At 54.7% G+C, this 20,289-nt stretch carries 31 protein-coding genes; 18 read left to right on the plus strand and 13 right to left on the minus strand.

Annotated features, from left to right (window positions below):
• Window positions 1-6: 6 nt before the first annotated feature.
• From NXF97_RS10440 to NXF97_RS10500, 13 genes are all read right to left on the minus strand, one after another.
• Window positions 7-336: a hypothetical protein gene (locus NXF97_RS10440; RefSeq protein ID WP_274955931.1), complete on the minus strand. Its 330-nt coding sequence runs from the start codon at window positions 334-336 to the stop codon at window positions 7-9.
• Between the two features lie 173 nt (window positions 337-509).
• Window positions 510-725 (minus strand): helix-turn-helix transcriptional regulator, encoded by a 216-nt coding sequence (locus NXF97_RS10445; RefSeq protein ID WP_074008676.1) that lies wholly within the window; start codon window positions 723-725, stop codon window positions 510-512.
• A gap of 10 nt (window positions 726-735) precedes the next feature.
• A complete protein-coding gene (locus NXF97_RS10450) occupies window positions 736-1,539 on the minus strand; it encodes a DUF2303 family protein (RefSeq protein ID WP_274955932.1) in 804 nt (267 codons plus the stop codon).
• 21 nt (window positions 1,540-1,560) lie between these two features.
• Window positions 1,561-1,911: a hypothetical protein gene (locus NXF97_RS10455; RefSeq protein WP_274955933.1), complete on the minus strand. Its 351-nt coding sequence runs from the start codon at window positions 1,909-1,911 to the stop codon at window positions 1,561-1,563.
• Between the two features lie 115 nt (window positions 1,912-2,026).
• Window positions 2,027-2,284 (minus strand): hypothetical protein, encoded by a 258-nt coding sequence (locus NXF97_RS10460; RefSeq protein ID WP_274955934.1) that lies wholly within the window; start codon window positions 2,282-2,284, stop codon window positions 2,027-2,029.
• The gene (locus NXF97_RS10465; protein ID WP_274955935.1) at window positions 2,259-2,621 is read right to left on the minus strand and encodes a single-stranded DNA-binding protein; all 363 of its coding nucleotides are present in this window, start codon (window positions 2,619-2,621) and stop codon (window positions 2,259-2,261) included. The genes NXF97_RS10460 and NXF97_RS10465 overlap by 26 nt, the downstream gene beginning before the upstream one ends.
• Entirely contained in the window at window positions 2,603-2,986 is a 384-nt protein-coding gene (locus NXF97_RS10470) for a hypothetical protein (protein ID WP_274955936.1), read from the minus strand. Before NXF97_RS10470 ends, NXF97_RS10465 begins: the two co-directional genes overlap by 19 nt.
• Window positions 2,961-3,203, minus strand: a complete 243-nt coding sequence (locus tag NXF97_RS10475) for a hypothetical protein (protein ID WP_274955937.1) — start codon at window positions 3,201-3,203, stop codon at window positions 2,961-2,963. The genes NXF97_RS10470 and NXF97_RS10475 overlap by 26 nt, the downstream gene beginning before the upstream one ends.
• A gap of 306 nt (window positions 3,204-3,509) precedes the next feature.
• Entirely contained in the window at window positions 3,510-3,656 is a 147-nt protein-coding gene (locus NXF97_RS10480; RefSeq protein WP_274955938.1) for a hypothetical protein, read from the minus strand.
• Window positions 3,649-4,533: a hypothetical protein gene (locus tag NXF97_RS10485; protein WP_274955939.1), complete on the minus strand. Its 885-nt coding sequence runs from the start codon at window positions 4,531-4,533 to the stop codon at window positions 3,649-3,651. The genes NXF97_RS10480 and NXF97_RS10485 overlap by 8 nt, the downstream gene beginning before the upstream one ends.
• Window positions 4,534-4,870: 337 nt before the next feature.
• The gene (locus NXF97_RS10490; RefSeq protein WP_074008668.1) at window positions 4,871-5,116 is read right to left on the minus strand and encodes a hypothetical protein; all 246 of its coding nucleotides are present in this window, start codon (window positions 5,114-5,116) and stop codon (window positions 4,871-4,873) included.
• 7 nt (window positions 5,117-5,123) lie between these two features.
• A complete protein-coding gene (locus NXF97_RS10495) occupies window positions 5,124-5,261 on the minus strand; it encodes a hypothetical protein (protein ID WP_154666296.1) in 138 nt (45 codons plus the stop codon).
• Window positions 5,262-5,383: 122 nt separating this feature from the next.
• A complete protein-coding gene (locus tag NXF97_RS10500; protein ID WP_338031949.1) occupies window positions 5,384-5,992 on the minus strand; it encodes a S24 family peptidase in 609 nt (202 codons plus the stop codon).
• Window positions 5,993-6,320: 328 nt separating this feature from the next.
• Between NXF97_RS10500 and NXF97_RS10505 the strand changes: the two genes are divergently transcribed.
• From NXF97_RS10505 to NXF97_RS10590, 18 genes are all read left to right on the plus strand, one after another.
• Window positions 6,321-7,265, plus strand: a complete 945-nt coding sequence (locus NXF97_RS10505) for a hypothetical protein (protein WP_274955940.1) — start codon at window positions 6,321-6,323, stop codon at window positions 7,263-7,265.
• 316 nt (window positions 7,266-7,581) lie between these two features.
• The gene (locus NXF97_RS10510; RefSeq protein WP_274955941.1) at window positions 7,582-8,169 is read left to right on the plus strand and encodes a hypothetical protein; all 588 of its coding nucleotides are present in this window, start codon (window positions 7,582-7,584) and stop codon (window positions 8,167-8,169) included.
• Window positions 8,160-8,549 (plus strand): hypothetical protein, encoded by a 390-nt coding sequence (locus NXF97_RS10515; protein ID WP_074008662.1) that lies wholly within the window; start codon window positions 8,160-8,162, stop codon window positions 8,547-8,549. Before NXF97_RS10510 ends, NXF97_RS10515 begins: the two co-directional genes overlap by 10 nt.
• Window positions 8,550-8,735: 186 nt before the next feature.
• Window positions 8,736-9,242, plus strand: coding sequence for a super-infection exclusion protein B (locus tag NXF97_RS10520; RefSeq protein WP_274955942.1), 507 nt, complete (start codon window positions 8,736-8,738; stop codon window positions 9,240-9,242).
• A 55-nt stretch (window positions 9,243-9,297) separates the two neighbouring features.
• Window positions 9,298-9,600: a hypothetical protein gene (locus NXF97_RS10525; protein ID WP_274955943.1), complete on the plus strand. Its 303-nt coding sequence runs from the start codon at window positions 9,298-9,300 to the stop codon at window positions 9,598-9,600.
• A gap of 189 nt (window positions 9,601-9,789) precedes the next feature.
• Window positions 9,790-10,032, plus strand: coding sequence for a hypothetical protein (locus NXF97_RS10530; protein ID WP_274955944.1), 243 nt, complete (start codon window positions 9,790-9,792; stop codon window positions 10,030-10,032).
• Between the two features lie 42 nt (window positions 10,033-10,074).
• Window positions 10,075-10,416, plus strand: coding sequence for a hypothetical protein (locus NXF97_RS10535; protein WP_274955945.1), 342 nt, complete (start codon window positions 10,075-10,077; stop codon window positions 10,414-10,416).
• Window positions 10,331-12,205: a phage terminase large subunit family protein gene (locus NXF97_RS10540; RefSeq protein ID WP_274955946.1), complete on the plus strand. Its 1,875-nt coding sequence runs from the start codon at window positions 10,331-10,333 to the stop codon at window positions 12,203-12,205. The genes NXF97_RS10535 and NXF97_RS10540 overlap by 86 nt, the downstream gene beginning before the upstream one ends.
• Before the next feature lie 35 nt (window positions 12,206-12,240).
• Window positions 12,241-12,738: a hypothetical protein gene (locus NXF97_RS10545; RefSeq protein WP_274955947.1), complete on the plus strand. Its 498-nt coding sequence runs from the start codon at window positions 12,241-12,243 to the stop codon at window positions 12,736-12,738.
• Window positions 12,735-14,243, plus strand: a complete 1,509-nt coding sequence (locus tag NXF97_RS10550; protein WP_274955948.1) for a phage portal protein — start codon at window positions 12,735-12,737, stop codon at window positions 14,241-14,243. The genes NXF97_RS10545 and NXF97_RS10550 overlap by 4 nt, the downstream gene beginning before the upstream one ends.
• Window positions 14,244-14,269: 26 nt before the next feature.
• A complete protein-coding gene (locus NXF97_RS10555) occupies window positions 14,270-16,192 on the plus strand; it encodes a phage major capsid protein (protein WP_274955949.1) in 1,923 nt (640 codons plus the stop codon).
• The gene (locus NXF97_RS10560; protein WP_074008654.1) at window positions 16,192-16,503 is read left to right on the plus strand and encodes a hypothetical protein; all 312 of its coding nucleotides are present in this window, start codon (window positions 16,192-16,194) and stop codon (window positions 16,501-16,503) included. Before NXF97_RS10555 ends, NXF97_RS10560 begins: the two co-directional genes overlap by 1 nt.
• On the plus strand, window positions 16,500-17,072 hold the full coding sequence (locus NXF97_RS10565) for a hypothetical protein (protein WP_074008653.1): 573 nt from the start codon (window positions 16,500-16,502) through the stop codon (window positions 17,070-17,072). Before NXF97_RS10560 ends, NXF97_RS10565 begins: the two co-directional genes overlap by 4 nt.
• Window positions 17,065-17,520: a hypothetical protein gene (locus NXF97_RS10570; RefSeq protein WP_274955950.1), complete on the plus strand. Its 456-nt coding sequence runs from the start codon at window positions 17,065-17,067 to the stop codon at window positions 17,518-17,520. The genes NXF97_RS10565 and NXF97_RS10570 overlap by 8 nt, the downstream gene beginning before the upstream one ends.
• A gap of 19 nt (window positions 17,521-17,539) precedes the next feature.
• Entirely contained in the window at window positions 17,540-19,021 is a 1,482-nt protein-coding gene (locus NXF97_RS10575) for a phage tail sheath family protein (RefSeq protein WP_274955951.1), read from the plus strand.
• A 15-nt stretch (window positions 19,022-19,036) separates the two neighbouring features.
• Window positions 19,037-19,570, plus strand: coding sequence for a phage major tail tube protein (locus tag NXF97_RS10580; RefSeq protein ID WP_274955952.1), 534 nt, complete (start codon window positions 19,037-19,039; stop codon window positions 19,568-19,570).
• Window positions 19,571-19,610: 40 nt separating this feature from the next.
• On the plus strand, window positions 19,611-19,886 hold the full coding sequence (locus tag NXF97_RS10585) for a phage tail assembly protein (RefSeq protein WP_274955953.1): 276 nt from the start codon (window positions 19,611-19,613) through the stop codon (window positions 19,884-19,886).
• A 239-nt stretch (window positions 19,887-20,125) separates the two neighbouring features.
• A complete protein-coding gene (locus tag NXF97_RS10590; RefSeq protein WP_274955954.1) occupies window positions 20,126-20,272 on the plus strand; it encodes a hypothetical protein in 147 nt (48 codons plus the stop codon).
• The last annotated feature ends 17 nt before the right edge of the window (window positions 20,273-20,289 follow it).

Raw genomic sequence — 20,289 nt, forward strand, 5'->3', positions numbered from 1 at the left:
CGGTTATTACCTGTTTCCGTCTCTTGACGATAAGACCAAAGAGGCGGTGACAGCGGGAAACTTGGCCTCTTTGCCGAAGATGGTTTCAAACCCATCGGCAAAAACAGACTGAAGCGCATCGTACAGGCTGCACAAGGTTTCCGCCTCAGCCACACAGGCAAATGCCGGCAGAAAGTCTTCGCTGACAGGGACAAAAACCTTGGCTTTCTCATCACGCAGGGCTTGGGCTTTGACGAAGAGCGGAAGCCCAAGACGTGCTGCAATTTTCCAGCCCGGAAATCCGATTCGGCAGGAGAAGAGAAAGCGCATCAGGGCAAAGAAGAGAAGGGCGGACAAGCCCCGATTTTTGTTTTTTGGTCCCAGTTAGATCCGAACTCCTTAATATTTATTGATGTTATTTGCGTATCCCGTCTCTATTGGGAGCAATATTGGGAGCAATGTTCTATTTGCTGGAATTATGATAACAAAAAACGCCCAGGAGTCACCTCCTGAGCGTTGTAGATCGGGTACTAATTAGTACCGGCCGCCCATTTTGCGACTTCGCTGGCACGCCAGCGGACTGTCCGCGGCGTGATCGCAATGGGTTTGGGGAAGCCGGGGATGTTTTTCACGGCTTTCCAAAGTGATGACACTCCGATGTTTAATGCTGCGGCGACCTGACGGGCATCAAGCATCAAAACGCCCAGTGCATCTGGCGGCGGTGGAAGCTGCTTACGTTTGCACATCTCTTACTCCTTATGCTTTCAGGTAGACCGGTATGCCGGTTGCAGACAGATCCTTCCTAAGCGTCTCCGTGATCTCTTTCCGGAGCGCTTCAATGAGCTGGTCAATGTCGCGGAGCTCCAGCGTGAAGATGAGCTTCACGGAGTCTTCGATCCGGTAGCGCATCGCGACCTTGAGCTGATACGTCCAGTCGTGGCCTTCTAAAGGCTTCACCTGGATGTAGAACTCGCGCGGGATCGTGATGTTCTGCGTGCCGGCATCTTCCTCGTTGTAGGTGAGCTGGACGCGGCCGTTGTCCAGATTCACGCTTTTTTTGAACTCCACCTTCCGGATGTCGGAGAGCGTTGACGCGAAGGTCATCACCTCGGCAGCCGATGGTGCGGACGTTCCTTCCGGCCGGACGATGTCCTGCAGATGCCTGTCAAGAAACACACAGAGGTTGAGCTGGCTGATCTTTTCCTGATCGATCATCCTCCAGTCGCTGAATGTCTTTGTAAGTACCGGGGAGAGCGTAGCCCGGTGATCACGCCACGAACTTTCACCGGCAGCACCGTCGTCGATAACGACCTCGGCGAGCGGCTTATTGGAAGCCGGCCACGTCGCGGATACGTAGACGGCAGAGTTCTTTTGGCCGTGAAGCTTGATGTATTCAGCAAAGCTTGCTGCATCGGCCAGTGTCACAAAGCGTTCATCGCGCACCGGCCGCGGCAGTAACTTCTCGCAGGACGAAGCTTCATAGTCCTTGTGGCCGACAATGTACGGGACACCTTCGACAACCAGCACGAAGGGGCGGCGCTCGGTTGCGGTATCAAGCATTTGATTTCCCATTTTCTTCTCCTACTTCAATTTTTCAAACTTGCCGGCACCGTCGTTGGCCGGTTCTTTCACTTCAACTTTTGCAAAACTGAGCTTGCCCTGGCGCGGGTTGTCAGCGCTCAGGCGGCCATCCTCACAAGCGAAAAGAATCGTTTCGCCGGAGGAGAGCTTCGGCAGCTTGACGGACACATCGTCCGTGATGATCACGTTGTCACTGGATGACTTCGTTGCCGGCTTCACCGTGAGCTTGATGGTCACCGTTGCGGCCTTGCCGCGCTCGGTGACAGCCTGTGTGGCATCACGGATTGCGTCCTCAATGTCGCAGCAGAGCAAGCCGTTGCGAATCAGTTCCAAAGAAAATTGCTGGTCCATTTCTATCCCCAAAATAGCCATCCAAGAAAAAGTCCCGGGCCGAAGATGAGCACGGCCGCGATACAGATCGTCAGGCAGAGCTCTGTCAGCCCGAAGTTTTCGTCATCGTCTCGAATCACAGATACCTCTCAATGGCTTTGAGCCAAACCTTCAGATCCGCCCGCAATCCTTCCGCGTACTCGTTAAGCACCTCCCGGGAAATCACGCTGCGCTGGCATTCGTCCAGTGCGATCATGTAGGTCAGCAGTTGCGGCATCAGGTACTCCTTGGCAACAGCCACGTCGACAAGGCTGATCATGTGTGCGATGCGAAGCCACTGCACGTAGTACTGCTTTTGATAGGGCTTTTTAAGAAGCTTCCTGGCTTCCTTCACTACGTCCCTCAGTAACATCAATTTCTCCTCTGAAATCCAACATGTCGGCGATGACCTCGGTGGCCCATCGCTCGACACCGTCTCTTCCCTTGTAGCGCCGGGTGCGCAGGCGTCCCTCGGCATGCACCTGGTTCCCTTTGTGTATTCCCTGCTGCGCGATGTCGGCGAGATTTCCGTACGCGAGTACCGTGTGGTAGTTCCTTTCGACCTCGCCGTTGCGCATGGGGTATTCGGTCAGCAGTTGCAGGCGCGTCGCTTGGATGACACCATCGCCGCCTTTTCGATACTGCGGCGTGTGAACCACCTGCCCCACAAGAATTACTTTTTGGTAGGACATGCGTGCTTCCCCATGGTCTTGCGCCAGCTGAATTGTTTCTTCCAGTCGCTACTTACGACCGGGGTGAGCTTGCCGCCGCCGGTAATGTTCTGAAGCATCAGGTTCCGGATTTCGTCGTATTGCTCCTTCGTGAGGTTCACAAGGTATCGGTCGGCACCGTAACCGGGGCAGACGATCACAAACCAGTGGTCGTCTGCCGGTGCTTCGCTGTCGGCAGCATGTAGCTTGATCGTTGTGCCGTCGGCCTCGCTGTCGAAAGCCTGACAGGCAAGATCCGGCCTGAACTGTGGCTTCTCAGCCTGCCACGGGGCATAGTCCCGGATGATCGCCTTGATGTGCTCAGGCGTTGCTATCAAGCGTGTCATTGGCGGCTTCCTCCTGCATTTGACTGTCGCGTTGCCGGCACTTTTTGATGATCAGATTTTTCAAGTCTTCGACTGCTTGGGCGAGTTGCGGCATGACAAACTCCAGCGCGGCCGCGTCGGAGTAATCGGCGTGGCCGAGTCGGACTTTGGCCGAGATCGCCTGGATGCCGACGCAGTAACGGCTCAGCTGTTCGTTTTGTTCGGATGTCCATAACATTCCAATTCCTGATGGATAAAAAAAGGCCCCCGATTGCTCGGAGGCCTTGATTGTTAATAGTTGTTGGTTCGTTACTTGCGCTCAGATGGTGAGAAAGCTTCTTGCTTAACTTTCCCAATTGCCGCGCTGAAGTCTTTCTGGATGTTCTCAACGTCAGACTCAGGCGGCCGAACGGTCACGTTTAGGGCGCGTCTTCTTCTGCATGCCTGGCAATGCCGAGCATGGACCTGATGACTGCCAAAGGCGCCAGGAAGCCCTTCATGAAGCTGCTTACTGCTGTTCTGGTGAAGTTCATCGTGTTTGTCTTCATGGCTGAATGAGATGGTCGGCGATGAGACCGACGCCGCAGCCCAAACCAGTGCAGGGAATCCCCTTAATCCAAGAGATGGCTTTAAAGGCATCGCCAAAGCCGTCTTTGTAACCGTTGATTCCAGTGTTGCCTTCGTCAGTCATTTAGATTCTCTTCCCCATGGCTCCAACCGTAGACCCTGTTGACAATGAAAGTGAAAAGATTGCGCTTTTTCCCTGAGTTTTGCATCATCGTCAGAGACACGGAGAGTTGATCCCCTGAACGAAAGCTGATTTCACGATTCGACACCTTCTTCATGAACTCATCGTCCTGAATACTTACATGCAGCAAATCTCCACCCGCAAACACCCGCCATTTCTGCCCCGGAGTAAAAGACAGACTCTCAATCGTCACGTCCGTTTTCACTGTTGACAGTTTCTCGGAGACTTCCGGCTGTTTTTGTTCAATGATCTCGGCAGCGTCTTGGCGGCTGAAGTTTGCAATTACCTGATTGTCTGTGCCGGTTACCTTAATCGATTCAGCATTCCCGCTGGTAAGCGGGCGCAATGTTTTGGCAGTGGCATCAGGCAGCGAGCTGCATCCGTTATAGGTATTGATAACCATGTTGTGCACGGTAATGCTTTTGCTGTTGAGATTGATGGTTGTCGTGCCGTTGGGGTTTGGAATGGTTTGAGCCTCAGTCAAACTGCGCCCTTTCAAGAACTTCATCAGCTCCCAGAAACCGGTGAGTACGTTGATCACTTTCTCTGCACATGAAAGCGCCTCTGGTAACACCACGGCAGCCGTTGGCGCTATGGAAAAAACAAGATCAGCAACAGCACTCCCCTTTCGAAGATCGGCGCGAACTTTAAGACTACTGCCGGCATCGTCTCCGTAGACTATCTTTGAGACCTTGTCGAGCGCTTGATTCAAGCCCAACAGTGAAATTGCAAGATCTTCAGCATCTATCAGATGGTCTTTGTAGGCGGTTCCTTGATAATGGATCGAAAGTCCGTAGCTGTCCGATTCGTCAGGCTTCATGACGCGCACTCCAGTGGCAGGGAAGTTGCGCAAAATTATGTCTAAAAATTGGCCGAGCATAAACCCCTCATAAAAAAGCCCACATCAGCGCTCGTTGCCAAGCGCTGAAATTGGCCTTCTCGAAGACTCAGGCGTGTTGTCGCCCCGCGGCCCCGAAGGCTGGGTCTTCGCTGCTCACCAGGCTGCGTGAGCTCAACTCGCGTACATGCAGTGCCCGCTGCATATCGAATCGGTCAGGAGCAAAAGCTGCTCTTTAACCGGCCCCCGCATTAAACAAACATTGAAAATTCAGGTCTCAGACTTGCTGAGTGGTTGACAGGGGCCGGTTAAAAAGGCTTCAGTTAACCTTGAGAAGCTCCGAGAGCGGCTGCCACTTTGTCCAAAGAGCGCCGTGAAAGAGCATGTTGCCGTCACGGAACTTGCGTGCCTTGCGGTCATACCGGGCCACAATGACATCGTCTGTGGTGAGGCATGGTCGCACGAGGTAGAGCTGATTCTTGCGGTCATCCTCTGCCGGCCGCGTGTCTGGATCGTCTGACTGGAAGATGATCCAGTTGAGCTTTTCTTCAACGATTTCCTTCATGGCTGCCTCATGCAAAGAGTTGACCAACGAGAAGGGCGGCGTAGATGCCGGCCATCACGCGCATGACGGGAAGCCAGAACGCGGCCGAAGTGTCTTCGCGGCCGGCGCGGCGGATGTTTTCGTGAAGGATGTCGAGAGAGGTCATAATTCCACCTAAAACCATCATTTAGTGGAAATATACACAATAAGGTGAACTAAATGGCAAAAATAAAGGTGTTCGAATCAAGACAATTCGTCCACCTTTTGATGATTGTCAAATAGGTTTAATTAGCGTCGGCGGTAAATCCGGTGCTCGACCATGACGCCGATGATCGTGGTGGAGCTGTTTTCGATAACGGGAAAGTCGTTATTCAGAGGGACGAGCTGGAACTTGTCCTTGGTTTCCAGGCGGAACTTACGGAAAACGGCTTCTCCGTCGCTGACCGCAACGACATAGTCGCCGGGCGCAGGGGTGAGCCCGGTATCAATGATGATCCGCTCCCCGATGTTAAAAACGGGGGACATGGAAGGGTCTTTGATTTCGAGCGCAAGCAAGTTGCCGATAGGTTTCATACTGGTTAGCAGGACATCAATTGGTTCCGAGTCAAGGCCGGAGGCTATGTCCGACCATGTTCTCAAGGGAACCCGGTACTGACCAACCTGGCTAATTGATAGTCCTTCTCCTTTTATAGGAAGGTCCAAAGAACCGGGTTCTAGACATAGCTCTGCTTCAAGCTTTCTGGCTAGTCTTTCCCCAATGGTTCTTCTGCCGGCTGCGCAGTCTGAAATTTGGCTTTTTTGACGTCCTGTGATCTCAACAATTTGAGATAAGCCTTTGGTCTTGACAATCAGTGCGAAGTTACTTGTGCGCAACTTCCGTAGTTCTTGCATGTCCATGGATCGCCTCTAATTGTTGTTCTACTTCTTGAGTTTATTCCCCAAAAGGTGGTGATCTCAAAATTAAAACATGGTATTATCAAAAACATCAAAAGGTGGTATCCATGAAATTTCGAGACTATTTCTTATCACTGCCGGCGGAGTCAAAGAATGCGCTTGCATTTGAGTGCGATGTAAGCAAAAAGCACTTGGTAAATGTGGCATACGGATGCAAAAAGCCATCCAAGTTCATAGCCCTTAAGGTCGAGGAGTTTTCCCGGGGGCTCGTGCGTCGTGAAGATGTGCTTCCGCAGGTCGAATGGGATCGGCACCGTAAGGCTGCGTAACCATGCCAGAACGCACTTATTTCGACCCTTTTCGGACTCAGAGAATCCTCATTGCCGATCAGCGCTTGTCGAGCAATGAGCTACTGGTTGCGCTGGTGATTCTAGCGAACCGCATATCGAAGACCGGGGACTGCAAGCTCAAGAATGCTGACCTGATGGCAGGCACTCGGCTGAGCAAGAGCTCCGTCCAGCGCTGTGTATCCGGATTGGTTGAAAAAAGTGTTTTGAAAGTCGAGCGAACCGGTCGCAAAAGTCAGTTCATTTTTGTATGCGACGAAGCCGAAATAGAGGACTGCGATGTTGAAGAAGGAGTGTCAGAAAGACACATCAGAGGTGTCACACAGACACCCCAAAAGGATGGATTGGTGTCACACAGACACCTCAGAGGTGTCACAGAAGAGACACCCCTCTCCTTCAATATAGATAAACAAAGTTTTAACAAAGAAAACCCCTCCCACGCACGCACGAGCGCGCACGCGCGTGAGGCGGACATCGCGCCCTGGGAGGAAGAGCCCGAACTTCCTGATCCCGAAACGCTTCCCGACTCAGAGATGCAGTCCGCTGCGACCTGGGAGGACCTACAGGAAGCAGACGCCCTGATGCAAGCAGAGGAAGCGTCAAGCCCTACACGCCATCTTCAGAAGAAGTGCCCTTATGAGGCTTTGAAGGACCTTTACCACGAGGCGCTTCCGGAACTTGAGCCGGTACGCATTGACACCGAGAGACGCAAGCGTGACGTTCAGGAGCTTTGGCGTGAGGTTGTCAAGCGGCAGGAGTGCAGAACAGTGGCTGAAGGACTTCTCCAGTTCCGGCGTTATTTCGAGAAAGTAAGGCGTTCAAGGATTTTCGAGCAGGCAGTGAAAAGCGATCTGCCGTGGCAGGTCGACTTCTCGTGGCTGATGACATCAAAGACATTCGTCAAGTTTGTGGAGGGTGGATATGACTGAGCTTGTTTGCTTCCTGATCGGGGCCGCGGCCCGCGCGGTGATCGGGCTTTGGATGACGTCCCGGCCGGTGAAGGGGGATAAGGAAAAAGAGCCTGAGCTCTTTCCCTCGGTGCCGACGTACTGGAGGAAACATGGAAGCCGTGTTTGAGATTGTCGGAGTCCTGTCTCTGGGCGTTGTCAGCGCTCTCCTTGGGGCGGGGGGCTGCCAACAAAAGTTTGATTCTCGAATTCTGTGCAGGCGACTACCAGAGTTCATGAATTCGGCCGATCAGCTCAAAAAGCCAAACATGGGCGATGTAAGTAAGGGAATTAAGGCATGAGCGACGTGTTTGAAAAGACAAAGAAAGAGGCTGCCGATGCCGGCAAGGCTCAGGAGAGCCGCGGACGGTACATGTGTTGCTACAGCGGGTGTCCGAACATTGGGCTTGACTTCGCCGGCTATGCAGACGGCCTGCCGCGCTACAAGTGCATCTTTCATGCCGAGTGCCATGAGCCGAAGTGCATCCCGCTCGTGAGCAAAATCAGCCGCTGGCAACCGATCCTGGCGTTGAATGACGCGATTAAGACGATTCTGGCGTGGCCTCTGGGTGAGGAAGCAGAGAAAACGGCCTTGCTGTTGCCGGGTTTTGCTGAGCGGGCACTTTTTCTGGAGGAGTTCTCTGCCGAGGAGCTGCGGCGCGGCCCGGCGGAACCTCTCCAGGCGTATGCGAACCGGATGCAAAAGCTCATGGCCAAGTTTGTGAACATCAAGGCGCAGAAGCTCGCGGTAAAGAATGGGATTCTGACGGAGATCACGCGGGAGACGCCTCGGGACGTCGGTGTGGCGAATGCGCAGCGGGTGCTCGACATCCTCGCCGGTAAGGTCATCTATGAGCCGGCAGAGGAGGAGAAAAAATGCGCCTGAGATGGGTGATGCGGCGTTTGCGCGAGTGGGCGGCCTGGATTGACTCTGAGGGGCAGATCAAGTCGCCGGCATTGGACGGGATGCCGGTGGCGGCCGCCAATGCCGAGGCGTGGATTCCGAAGGACTACCGGCTTGCGCGGGAGGTGCATGCGGCGCTGCGGAAGCTCTCGCCGGATGACCGGGTGACAATCGTGCTTGTGTACGTCACTGGGCCCCGGTCGAACAAGGTGCTTCTGACCGATATTGCGGATTGGTGTGACCTGGATGTTGAGGTGTTGCGCAAAAGAGTCACGAGAGCGGAGTACAAAGTGGCTGAAGCCCTTGATACTGCTCGCATGCGCCGGGATGCGGCTAACGATGCCGCCAAGGCGGCCGCTTGACGGTTTGTCCGGTAAATGGTATATTTTCGCTAGAATTTGGTGCTACGTGTAAGTAGTGCCAGTCGAGAGAGTCAAAAACCCGTTGCGAAAGCGCGGGTTTTTTCGTTTCCGGAAAGGACAAAAGATTGCCTCCCATGGAGCGGAGTATTCAGCGATAATCTGACTAATACTTTTTGTTCGCTGAATATGTTTGAAGTAATCAAAGAATGCATTGATGCGGTTGCTAGATGGGCCCATGCGATCTTTATCGCCTCCGCTTTGTTTCTTTTCCTTCCAGATAAGTATCTGCCATACGGAGTAGTTGCTATGCGAGAGCAATACGCTGCTTGGGCATTTCTAGCCGGTTTGTTCTCGCTCTCTGTGATCATTGTGCAATTCGTTGGCTGGGTGAAGGGACAGTTAGATCACCGGGGCGCTTCCCGCCGGGAGCTGGATAAATTCTTCACCTATCTGACGCAGGCAGAACAGGAGTTTTTGTTTTCAAAATACTGTATTGGTGAAACGACTTTTTGCCTTGCAGAAGGGGACCCGAAAGCGGCAAAGCTTGCGGCCTATGGGTATACCTTGTTTGTCGGATATGACTTCAAACATATTCCAGCCCCAGGGATGTTCACGCTGACGCCAAAGACATTGAATTTATTTTCAATGTACTCAGGAAGAATTACTAAAGTCTTATCAAGAAGATATTCGTGAATTTTTGAATCGTATGGAGCTCGCTTCGGCGGGCTTTTTTGTCCCATTGTGACCTATGAAAGTGGATGAAAGGGCAATTGTTAAAGGCCTGTCGAAGGTGTTTTCCTCCATTGACACGGCGAGGCTACTTTTGGAAAAGCTCGAAGAAAGCTCTTGTGCTGTACTCAAGGGAAAGGCGGATGCCGCGGTGGCTGTTCAAGCCGATATTCGATCATTGAATGCGGCATGCAAGAACATCGCAGAGGGGTTCGAAATAGCAGGCCAATCTTCTCAGCCGCCGAGCACTGAAGGCGAGGTGGATATGCACCCGGACGCGGTGTACGCCCGCCAATGGATGGCGGCCCGACGACATAATTGAATTTCGCTACCTTAGGCTCGTTTCATCTCCCGAGCGAGCCGGGGTCTTGGGGCGGCTTCGGCTGCTTTTTTTTATTCCTGAAGCCGGGCGGCACTCGCGTTAGCGGGTCCTTCCCGGCCTCAACCCGATGCGGCGACGAAGCGCCCGAAAATTCACTACTCACCAGCGCCCCAAGGGGGTTGACACGGTATGCAGTCACTGACACTTGAACAGATTGGTAACCATCTCGGCATCAGCAAACAGGCGGTTGCCAAAGTGCTTTCCAAGCTGCAAATCTATTGGCGGGAAAAGACGCTTGACGAAGTCCGCCTTGCTTACTGCGCCAGACTGCGGGAAGTAGCGGCCGGGCAGGCCTCGATTGACGGCGAGTACGACCTCAACAAGGAACGCGCGATGACCGAGCGCGTTGACCGCGAGCTCAAGACGCTGTAGCTGGCGGAGAAGCGGCGACAGCTTGTCAACATCGGCGAGCTGATGACCGAGCTGGAGAACGTCTTCACGGCATTTCGCCAGGAGCTTCTGGCGCGCGATGACAAACTGAAATTGGAGCTTGACACCCTGTACGGAACAGACATCGATGTCACGATTTTGAATGAACACACCTACAACGCTCTTCACCATCTGTCCGGATACCTCGCCGGCAATTCAGGAAATCCTGAAGAAGCTCGCGCAGGTAATTCGGCCTCCGGAGAAGATGGGAACCACGGAGTGGGCGGAAGCCTTCCGGGGAATGAGCGCGAAGTCAACGGCAACGCCGGGCAAGTACAACGCGGGTCTGACGCCGTGGATCAGGGGGATTCACGCAGCGCTGGATGATCCGGCAGTCCGCAGAGTGGTTGCTCAGAAGTCGGCACAGGTGGCGTGGACTGACGGCGTGCTCCTTAACTACATCGGCAGGCGCATTGATATTGATCCCTGCCCGATGATTGTGATGTTTGCCAAAGAAGGCGGAGCCAAGGAGTTCAACGACGAAAAGCTCACGCCCATGATTGAGGCTACTCCGCACCTGATGGAGAAAATCCCGATTGCGTCCAGACGCGACAAGAACAACCGATGGAATTTCAAGGGATTCCCCGGCGGCTTCCTGAAACTCGTAGGTTCCAACTCACCGTCCTCGGTGAAGTCGACGCCGGCCCCGGTGGTCTGTGTGGAAGAGCCGGACGACTGCAACACGAACATTAAAGAGCAGGGTGACACGATCACGCTGCTTATTGAACGAACAAAAACATTCGCCAGAAGTAAGGTGATTTACGGCGGCACTCCGACGGTCGAAGGATTCTCGGCCGTGGAGCAGGCCTACAAGACGTCTGACAAACGAAAGTTCTTTGTTCCTTGCCCAGACTGCGGTCAGGAAAGCGTTTTGTCCTGGGACAACGTGAAGTGGAACGAAGATCCCAACATCAACCATGAGGTGTACGGACATGCGGTGCTTGATTCAGCTTATTACGTGTGCCCTCATTGCGGGACCGTTTGGGATGACGCAAAGAAAAACCGTGCCGTGCGACAGGGCGTGTGGCGTGCCACCGCACCGTTTAACGACACAGCGGGCTTTTACATCAACGAGATCTACAGTCCGTTTCCCGGATCTCGCTTCCGGAATCTGGTGGATAAGTACCTGACGGCCAAACATGCGCTTGATCAGGGTGACGACTCCAAGATGCGCAGTTTCTTTAACTCGCAGCTTGGGCTTCCTTATGCGTTTAAGAGCGGACTTCCGGAACCGGATGTACTGGCTGAGCGCGTTGAGGATTACGACGAACTCACGGTGCCCGAGGTCGGCTGTGTGCTGACGGCGGGCGTGGACGTTCAGCATGACCGCCTGGCGGTCATCATCCGGGCGTGGGGCCCGGGCGAAGAGTCCTGGCTTTTGTACTGGGGCGAAATTTCCGGTAAGACCATGCTTCCGGAAAAAGGGGCATGGCCTGATCTGGATGCTCTCCTGTCGAGAAAGTTCGCCGGGCCGAACGGGACGCAGCTGCGTATCCGTGCAGTTTCCATTGACTCTTCAGACGGGCAGACAAGTGATGCCGTTTACACCTTTGTCAGAAAGCGAATGTCCCGTGGCTTCATGGCGATCAAAGGCTCTTCTGTCAACGATGACAGTAAGGAGATTTTCACAACGCCGAAACCTTCTGTTGACCTCAACGGCCAACAGAAGTCCGTGAAGTTCGGCCTGAAGCCTTTCATTGTCGGCACATCCAGAGCAAAGGACATTATTCTCGGTGTGGATGCCAATGCCGGCCGCATCAAGCTCGAAGGACGCGGCCCCGGACGTATGCACTGGTACAAGGGGGTCCGTCCCGACTATTGGGAGCAGATCACCAGTGAAGTGAAGGCTCCGGCGAGTCACAGCGCCCGGCGGGTATGGCAGAAAAAGTCAGGCGTGCGCAATGAGGCGCTTGACTGTGAGGTCTACGCACTTCATGCCGCACGTTCGCTGAAACTTCATCTGTGGTCTCCGGCGCGGTGGGATCAGGAAAAGAGTACGCAGTTGCAGATGGATTTGTTGTCGACGGAAGCGCCGAAGAAGCCTGAAGAAAAGAAAGAGGCTCCGGTAGCGCGTGACGACTTCTTCAATGCCTTTAACGGGAACAACTCATGGTAGAGAGACTTATTGCCGGGGACAGCCGGGAGTGGGTGGTGAATGTCAAAGAGCATTTTCAGTGCCTGCATCCAGATGCCGAACCAACGGCTTTCATCCGGACGGCTGCCGGTTGCCTGGTAAAGGTGCCGGCGAAAAGACGCAGCGATACGGTGCGCATTGAGCTTTCTCCGGAAGCGTCAGAGAAGCTGCCGGAAGGGGAGTCCATCCTCCTGATGCAGATGACCTACGGGGATTCGTACCGGAAAACGGTTGCGCTGCGGGATTTTCGTGTGATTGCAGCCATGACCGACAAGGGCTTTGACCACCGGACTGAAGCGCAAAAATGTTTAGCTCAGGCAAAGGCGGCTCTTGCTGATTACACAAAAGGTGGTTCTCGCGTCAAAAGCTACACCATCGGTACGCGAAACCTCACGTACAACAGCGCAAAAGAGCTGATGGACCTGGTCGAGTACTGGGAAAAACAGGTGTATCTCGAATGCTGCAGGCGGCGTGGAGTTGATCCGCGTCGGATGCATGTGGAATTTGTGTCATGAAACTGTTCAATTATTTTCGGACGCTGGCCAGAAGGCAGAAAATCGGTGAGTACGTTGAGCGTCAGTACGCTGCAGCCGCTGGCGGCCGTCTCACCAGTGACTGGATGGCCGGAGGGTCGAGTGAAGACACAGAGCTTGCCGGCAGCCTTGAGACGATGCGCAACCGCAGTCGGCAAATGATCCGTGACAATCCTCACGCAGCAAACTTGCAACGCATCATTGAGGACAACGTCGTGGGGACCGGAATCGGGCTGCAGTGTCTGGTGACCGGAGCAGACGGTAAACCGGATGCGGCCATCAATGACCGTATTGAAGCGGCTTGGGCTGAATGGTCGGATCGCAATACCTGCCATACGGCGGGACTTCTGTCTCTCACGGATCTCCTGCGGGTGGCTGTAGGCGGCGTGTTCTCTGACGGTGAAGCCTTGGTAAGGATCGTCCCCAAGGCTTTCGGCGGCGGCCGTATCCCGTTTGCGCTTGATCTCATTGAGCCGGATCTGCTGCTGGATCAGGCGAGCGGTACTTTTCAGACCCGACAGGGTTCAACGGTGCGGCTTGGTGTTGAGGTGAACGAGTGGCACCGGCCTCTGGCCTACTGGATGCGGACAACACATCCAGGGGACACGACGTTTCTGAGCAGTCCGGCCGCGGCCACGATTCGACGCATCGCGGCTGATGAGATCCTTCACATGTACATCGTGAAGCGCTGGCCGCAAACCCGAGGTGTGCCGTGGATGCACATGGCGCTTCGGAAGATGAGGGATATGGGCGGCTACACCGAGTCCGAACTCGTCGCGGCAAGGGCGGCGGCCAACATCGTCGGGTTTGTGAAGCAGGGGATTGACGTCTGTGGTGCAGAAGGTACCGAAGAAATCCTCAAGAGAGCACGCGAGCAACCGATTGTGAAGAGCTCTCCAGGGCTTTTCCAGCGATTACTCCCTGGTGAAAGCTTTGAGGGATTTTCTCCGAGTCGCCCCAATGCCAACCTTGACCCTTTCATGCGCTACATGCTGCGCGAAGTGGCGGCCGGTGTCGGCGTCTCCTATGAGGCTTTGAGCCGGGATTACAGCCAGAGCAACTACTCCAGCAGTCGTTTGGCGCTTTTAAACGAGCGGGATCTCTGGCGTGTGCTGCAGGGGTGGCTGATCCGCAACTACCTGACGCCGATTTACCGGAGATGGCTTGATGCGGCCGTTCTTTCCGGAGCGGTGGATATCCCGGACTACTTCAACAACAAGTCACGGTATCAGGAAGTGCGCTTTAAGCCGCGCGGCTGGTCTTGGGTTGATCCGGCGAAGGAAGTTCAGGCCTATGCGCTTGCTGTCCAGCATGGCTTCATGAGCCGAAGTGATGTGATCGCGGCGATCGGAAACGGTCAGGACCGCGAGGACGTGGATAAGGCAATTCAGAGCGACCGCGAGCGTGCGGCCGAACTAGGGCTCAACTTTGATCAGCCGGTGAAGATAAAGCCGGAAGAAGAGAAGAAGGAAAAGGCCGACGAGTGATCGTCGGTTTTTTATTGGAGACAAGGATGACGAAAGAAACGCCGAAGGAATCCGAGGAGCTGCGGTACAGATCGCTTGCGGCTTCGGATGCCGATGTGAACGAAGAGGCGCGGACATTCCGCTTTCCGGTCGTATCCGATGCACCTGTGGAGATGTATAGCGGGCTCTTTGAGGTTCTGAGTCATGAACCCGGAGCGATGAGAACCGGTGACCGCCAGCGGTCAATGCCGCTGCTCTTTAACCACGACTGGGATCGTCTGCTCGGTGTCGTTGACGGCATTGAGCAGGACGAACACCGAACTTACATTCGGGCGCGGTTTGCCAAAACGGAAGAAGGCAGCCGGGCGCTGGATCTGGTGAAGGACCGTGTGTTGGTCAATGTGTCGGTCGGATACCGCGTGTTTGCCTGGGATAAGCCGGACGAACAGACGCGCCGTGCGACCGATTGGGAAATTTTTGAAGTGTCTTTGGTAACGGTGCCGGCAGATCCTTCTGTCGGCGTTTATCGGAGTTTGAGTAAACCACAGAAGGAAGAGGGAAACACTATGCCCGAGGAAAAGAAGATGATGCAGCCTGAACAGGTGAAGGACGAAACGCGCGCCCTGAAAGTTGATGCCAATCCAGCTGAAATCCGCGTCAATGAAGATCAGGTGCGCAGCGCTGAACGAGCCCGTATCCGCAGCATCGAAACAATGTGCCGCGATTTCCATGTCAGCCAGGATCGCCGTGACGCCTTGATCAATGAAGGACGCACGCTCGACGAAGCCCGTGCAGCGGTTATGGAAGAGCTGCGCACGCGCAGCGCAACGTCTGTAGCCGACCCCAAGAGCCGTGTGGTCGAGGATCTGAACCTTGGTCTCACACCGGAAGAAAAGGGGCAGTACAGCATTGTCCGTGCGCTGAACGCATCGCTTAACAACGACTGGCGTGCAGCAGGCTTTGAACGCGAAGTCTCCGTGGAGCTCTCCCGCCGCATGGGCAGAGAAACCAACGGCTTCTTCATGCCCACGGACATTTCCCTCACAGGTCGCCGTGATGCCGGCGATTACCTTGTCGGTACGGCCGCACAGGGCGGCAACCTTGTTGAGACGAAGCTTCTTGCCGGCTCCTTTATTGAAGCGCTGCGAGCAAAGGCCATGGTGACGCGCCTGGGGGCCACGATGCTCACGGGGCTTGTCGGCAACGTTGAAATTCCGCGTCAGACGGGCGTAGCCAACACCCAGTGGATCAGCGAAACCGGCACTGTCAGTAAGTCCGGTGCTACCTTTGACAAGGTGCCTCTCAAGATGAAGACCATTGCGGCCAAGTCCTTTGTGTCCCGCAATATGCTGATGCAGCCCTCCATCGGTGTTGAAAGCTTTGTCCGCCGTGAACTCATTACGGCCATTGCCCTCGGCCTTGACCTTGCCGCGCTCTGCGGTTCCGGTGAAGACGGTATGCCTCTTGGCGTTGCCAACCAGGCCGGCATCCTGACGGTCGAAGGCGGCGAAAACGGTGCTCCCATTGACTTCGACCACCTGATCGAAATGGAAACACTGGTGGCCGATGCCAACGCAGACGTGGCCACGATGGCTTACCTTGCCAACGCCGTGACCATCGGTGCCATGAAGAAAATCAAGGACGGCAACAAGCAGTACATCTGGAAGACGATCACCGAGACTGTGAAGAACGGCATTCCCGGCGAACTGAACGGCTATCCGGTCGCCCGCAGTAATCAGGTGCGCAAGAACCTTACGAAGGGCACGGCCACGAACTGCTCCGAACTCTTCTTCGGCAACTGGTCTGACCTGGTGATCGGCGAATGGGGCGTGGTGGAACTGCTTCCCAACCCGTACAGCCAGACGGCATACGACAACGGCGGCGTTGAAATCCGTGCGTTGCAGTCCATTGATGTTGCTGTGCGGCATCCGGAGAGCTTCTGCCGCATGAGCGATATTGTGACGGCCTGATGAGCAGGTTCAAGGATATGGTGGCGCGTGACGCCCTGACGGTTTTCATGAACATGGAGGAGTTTGCCGAAGTTCATGAGATCAACGGGCGTCGGTTGCGCTGCATCATCGACACGAATGAGGCTGATACCGCGCCCTCTCTTTATGAGGGCGTGTACACGCTGCTCACGACCGTCTATGTGCTCTCCTCCGAGATACGGGCCCCGGCGGTTGATGAGGTGTTCACTATTGACAACGTTATGTTTGTTGTGAAGCACGTCAGCGATGAGGACGGACTCATTGTGATCAAGGCCGAAAGGAAGGCGCGGTGAAATCGCAGTTCAACGTTTCTGTCGACAATGATGCCCTTGAGCATGCCCGGATGTACCTGCAGGGGATACCGGGCGGTCTGCAAAAGGCGTTCTCTCTGGCAGCCAACCGTGCGATTGACCGGGGTAAGACTGCGGCCGCGAAAGCGGTCACGCAGGATTACACGATCAGGTCCTCGGATGTGAAGCGGACGTTCAGGGTGCAGAAGTTCAGCCCGAACTCTACGACCGGAGAGATTGTCAGCAAAGGCCGAAGGATTCCTCTGATGAAGTTCAGGCATCGCCCGGCGGGCGTGGCCGAAACAACAGGATCCGGACAGCGTCAGATTAGGGTGGAGGCACAGCGCGGGAAGCCGAAGGTTCTTCCCAGGGGCTTTAAGCACAAGGGACAGATATTTACTCGTGTCGGGCCCGGCCGCTATCCGATTGTGCATCTGAAGGAAATCTCCGTTCCGGAGATGCTCTCGGAGGATGGTCGTCACGAACTCGTTGAACAGGTGATTTCCGAAACGCTTTCTGAGCGCCTGGAACATGAAACAAAACGTCTGATGGAGAAGAAGCGAAGTGGTTGAGATTATGTTGGCCGCTGCGCTGCGGTCTTTTCTGGCGGATTTGTCGCAAACCTTTTCGGCCATGCCCTGCGATGACCAGCTGATGCGCCAGCCGGTAGTTGTTGACGGGTATTTGCCCCAGAAGCGCGAAACGGACCTGGACTTCTCGCCGCAGATCATTGTCCGTGTGATGGGGTCAACGGCTGAACGTGAAGTGACGGAGGTCACGGTTGACCTCATTCTCTGCTGTCACAGTACCAGTAATGACGGCTACGCCTATCTGCTGACGATGGCAGAGCGTATCCGGACGGCTTTGCTCAGGATGCCGATGCAGACGCTGGATCGCCGCTACGTGCTGCAGTTCCCTTTGGAGTGCAGGCTGCCGGACGATCAGCCCTGGCCCAACTGGCAGATGTCGATGAGTACCCGGTGGCTCATTAAAACGCCGCAGTTTGAAGATCAATTCTGAAATTTATGGAGCACTGACTATGGCTTATAACCACGGTGTCAGAATTTCCGAGGTAGCTACCTCGTTGCTGCCGACAGCAGAGGTGTCTGCCGGCATTCCCTTTATCGTCGGTACGGCTCCGGTCAACATGACCGATCCGTCCAACGTCAATGTGCCGAAGCTCGTTTACTCCTACGCTGAGGCGGTGAAGGAGTTTGGTTACGTGCCGCCTGCGGATGATGCGGCAAGCGGCCTGAAGAAGTTCGGCTTTTCGATCTCCGAGTTCATTTACTCGCAGTTCTCGCTGTTCGGCGTCGGGCCCGCGATCATTGTTAACGTGCTTGACCCGACAAAGCACAAGGTGACGGCCTCCATTACTCAGGTGGCTTTGGACACAAAGACCGGCAGTGCCACGATTCCGGAAACGGCCATCATTGCGTCCACTGTTGTTCTCGCCGGAACGAGCGGTGATTACGCCCTGGGGACGGACTACACGCTCTCCTTTGACGATGACGGCCAGTTGGTGGTTACGTCGCTTAAGAACTCCGAAGGCGACTTCCTTTGCGCGACGGGCACGGACTTGACGTTTGCAGCTGAAAAGCTCGACCCGTCCAAGGTGTCGGCTGATGACATCATCGGCGGTGTGACCGCTGCCGGTGTCAAGAGCGGTCTTGAACTGGTGAGCGAATGCTTCCCGCGTTTCCGTTTGGTGCCCGGTCTCATCATTGCTCCGGGATTTTCCGAGAATCCGGGCGTGGCTGCCGTGATGGCTGCAAAGTCCTCCGGCATCAATTCCGTTTTTAATGCAGTCTGCATCGTTGACATCCCGACCGATGAGGTGAAGACCTACACTGAAGCCGCAGCCTGGAAGAACACGAACAATGTGACGGATCCGACGCAGATTGCCTGCTGGCCGAAGCTTGCTTTAGACGGCATCGTCTTTAATCAGTCCACGCAACTTGCGGGCCTCATTGGTCAGGTGGATTCTGAAAACGATGATGTGCCCTACGTTTCGCCATCCAACAAGAATTACCAGATGACATCGGCGGTTCTTAATGACGGAGAAGAGGTGTGGCTGGATGTTGAGACGGCCGCTTACCTTAACGGCCAGGGAATTGTGACGGCCCTGAATTTCACAGGCGGCTGGAAGTGCTGGGGAAACCGTACGGCCTGCTACCCGGCTAACACTGACGTGAAGGATGCCTTTATTCCGATCCGGCGCATGTTTGCCTGGGTCGGCAACACATTTGTGCAGACTTTCTGGCAGCGTGTTGACTATCCGCTCACGCGCCGCCAGGTGGATGTGATTGTGGATTCGGCCAACATCTGGATGAACGGCCTTGCGGCCAAGCAGTACATCCTGGGAGGCACTGTGGAGTTCCGCGAATCGGACAACCCCACAACGGATTTAATGGACGGCATTTCAGTCTTCCATGTGCGCATTACGCCGCCCAGCCCGAACCGCGAGATCTCGTTCGTGCTTGAGTATGACCCGAGCTATCTGCAGACACTTTTTGTTTAATGAGAGGAAAAGAGAATGGCAGCAGGATCCAACAAGATTCCAGAGCGGCTGATCGGCTTTCGTGTCTATAACGACAACAACGATCTGCTCGGGATTGCGACCGTCACGCTCCCGACGATTGAGGCCATGACCGACACCGTGAGCGGTGCCGGCATTGCCGGGGAAGTAGAAAGCCCGGTGCTCGGGCATTACAGCTCGATCACTGTCAGCTTTAACTGGCGGACGATTGAGAAGGCGGCAATGTCGCTTGCATCTCCCGGTGCGCACTCCGTTGAAGTCCGCGGCTCGCAGCAGGTCTATGACGCCTCCGAAGGGACGTACTCGACCAAGCCCGTGCGAATGACGCTGAGGATTGCGACGAAGTCGACAAACCTTGGCTCCTTTGAGACGGGGGCAACGACGGACACCGAACAAGAATTTGAGGTGATGTACATCAAGCTCTATGTGGACGGCAAGGCCGCTATTGAAATCGACAAGTTCAACTATGTGGCCAAGTTCGGCGACACAGACATTCTGTCGTCTGTGCGCGGCGATCTGGGACTGAACTGATGTAAAAGCAGCCGGTTAAGCCGGCTGCTGCGAGGTGATTATGAAAATTCAACTGAAAAAGCCCTACGAATTTGAAGGCAAAACGTACAAAGACCTGGAGTTCGATCTTGAGGGGCTCACCGGAGTGGATGTGTCTGCAGCCAAAAGAGACTGGCTGAGGTCCGGAGGATATTCTCCCTTGATGGCCTCAGATGTAGATTTCGGAGCATTCCTGGCGGCTAAGGCTGCCAAGTTACCGATGGAATTCATGCAGGGATTGCCGGCGAAAGACTATTGTGCCATTGGGCTCAGGGTCTGTGATTTTTTATCCGACTGACCGGAGTGGCAGAGAGGGATGATCCGGATCATGCTCTGAAGATCGTTTACCTTTCCCTGGCTCGCAGCACATACAGCGGGCCGATGGAGTGGGAACGGATACCTCTGGTCGAAGTGGTTGATTGGGAGCGGGCTTTAAATGCCTGTCTGAAGGCTGAAACAAGAGCAGGAAAAGGTAAATAGAGCAACCTTTTGCACTATACTTCTACTGGAAGTGTTAGGCGTCTTAAGGGTCCGACCATGGCTGCTTTTTTTGATCTTGCCGGGGCGTTGTTTAATCTGCTTACGGCAGTGATGAATCTCATCGTATTGCTTTTGCAATTGGCGGTGGCAGGCGTGTTTATCTATTTTCTGCTCTATTTCTGCTACCTGCTGTTGTTCTGCTGATGGAGTTTTCCATTATG

Source organism: Duodenibacillus massiliensis (assembly GCF_928721995.1).
Classification (GTDB): Bacteria; Pseudomonadota; Gammaproteobacteria; order Burkholderiales; family Burkholderiaceae_F; genus Duodenibacillus; species Duodenibacillus massiliensis.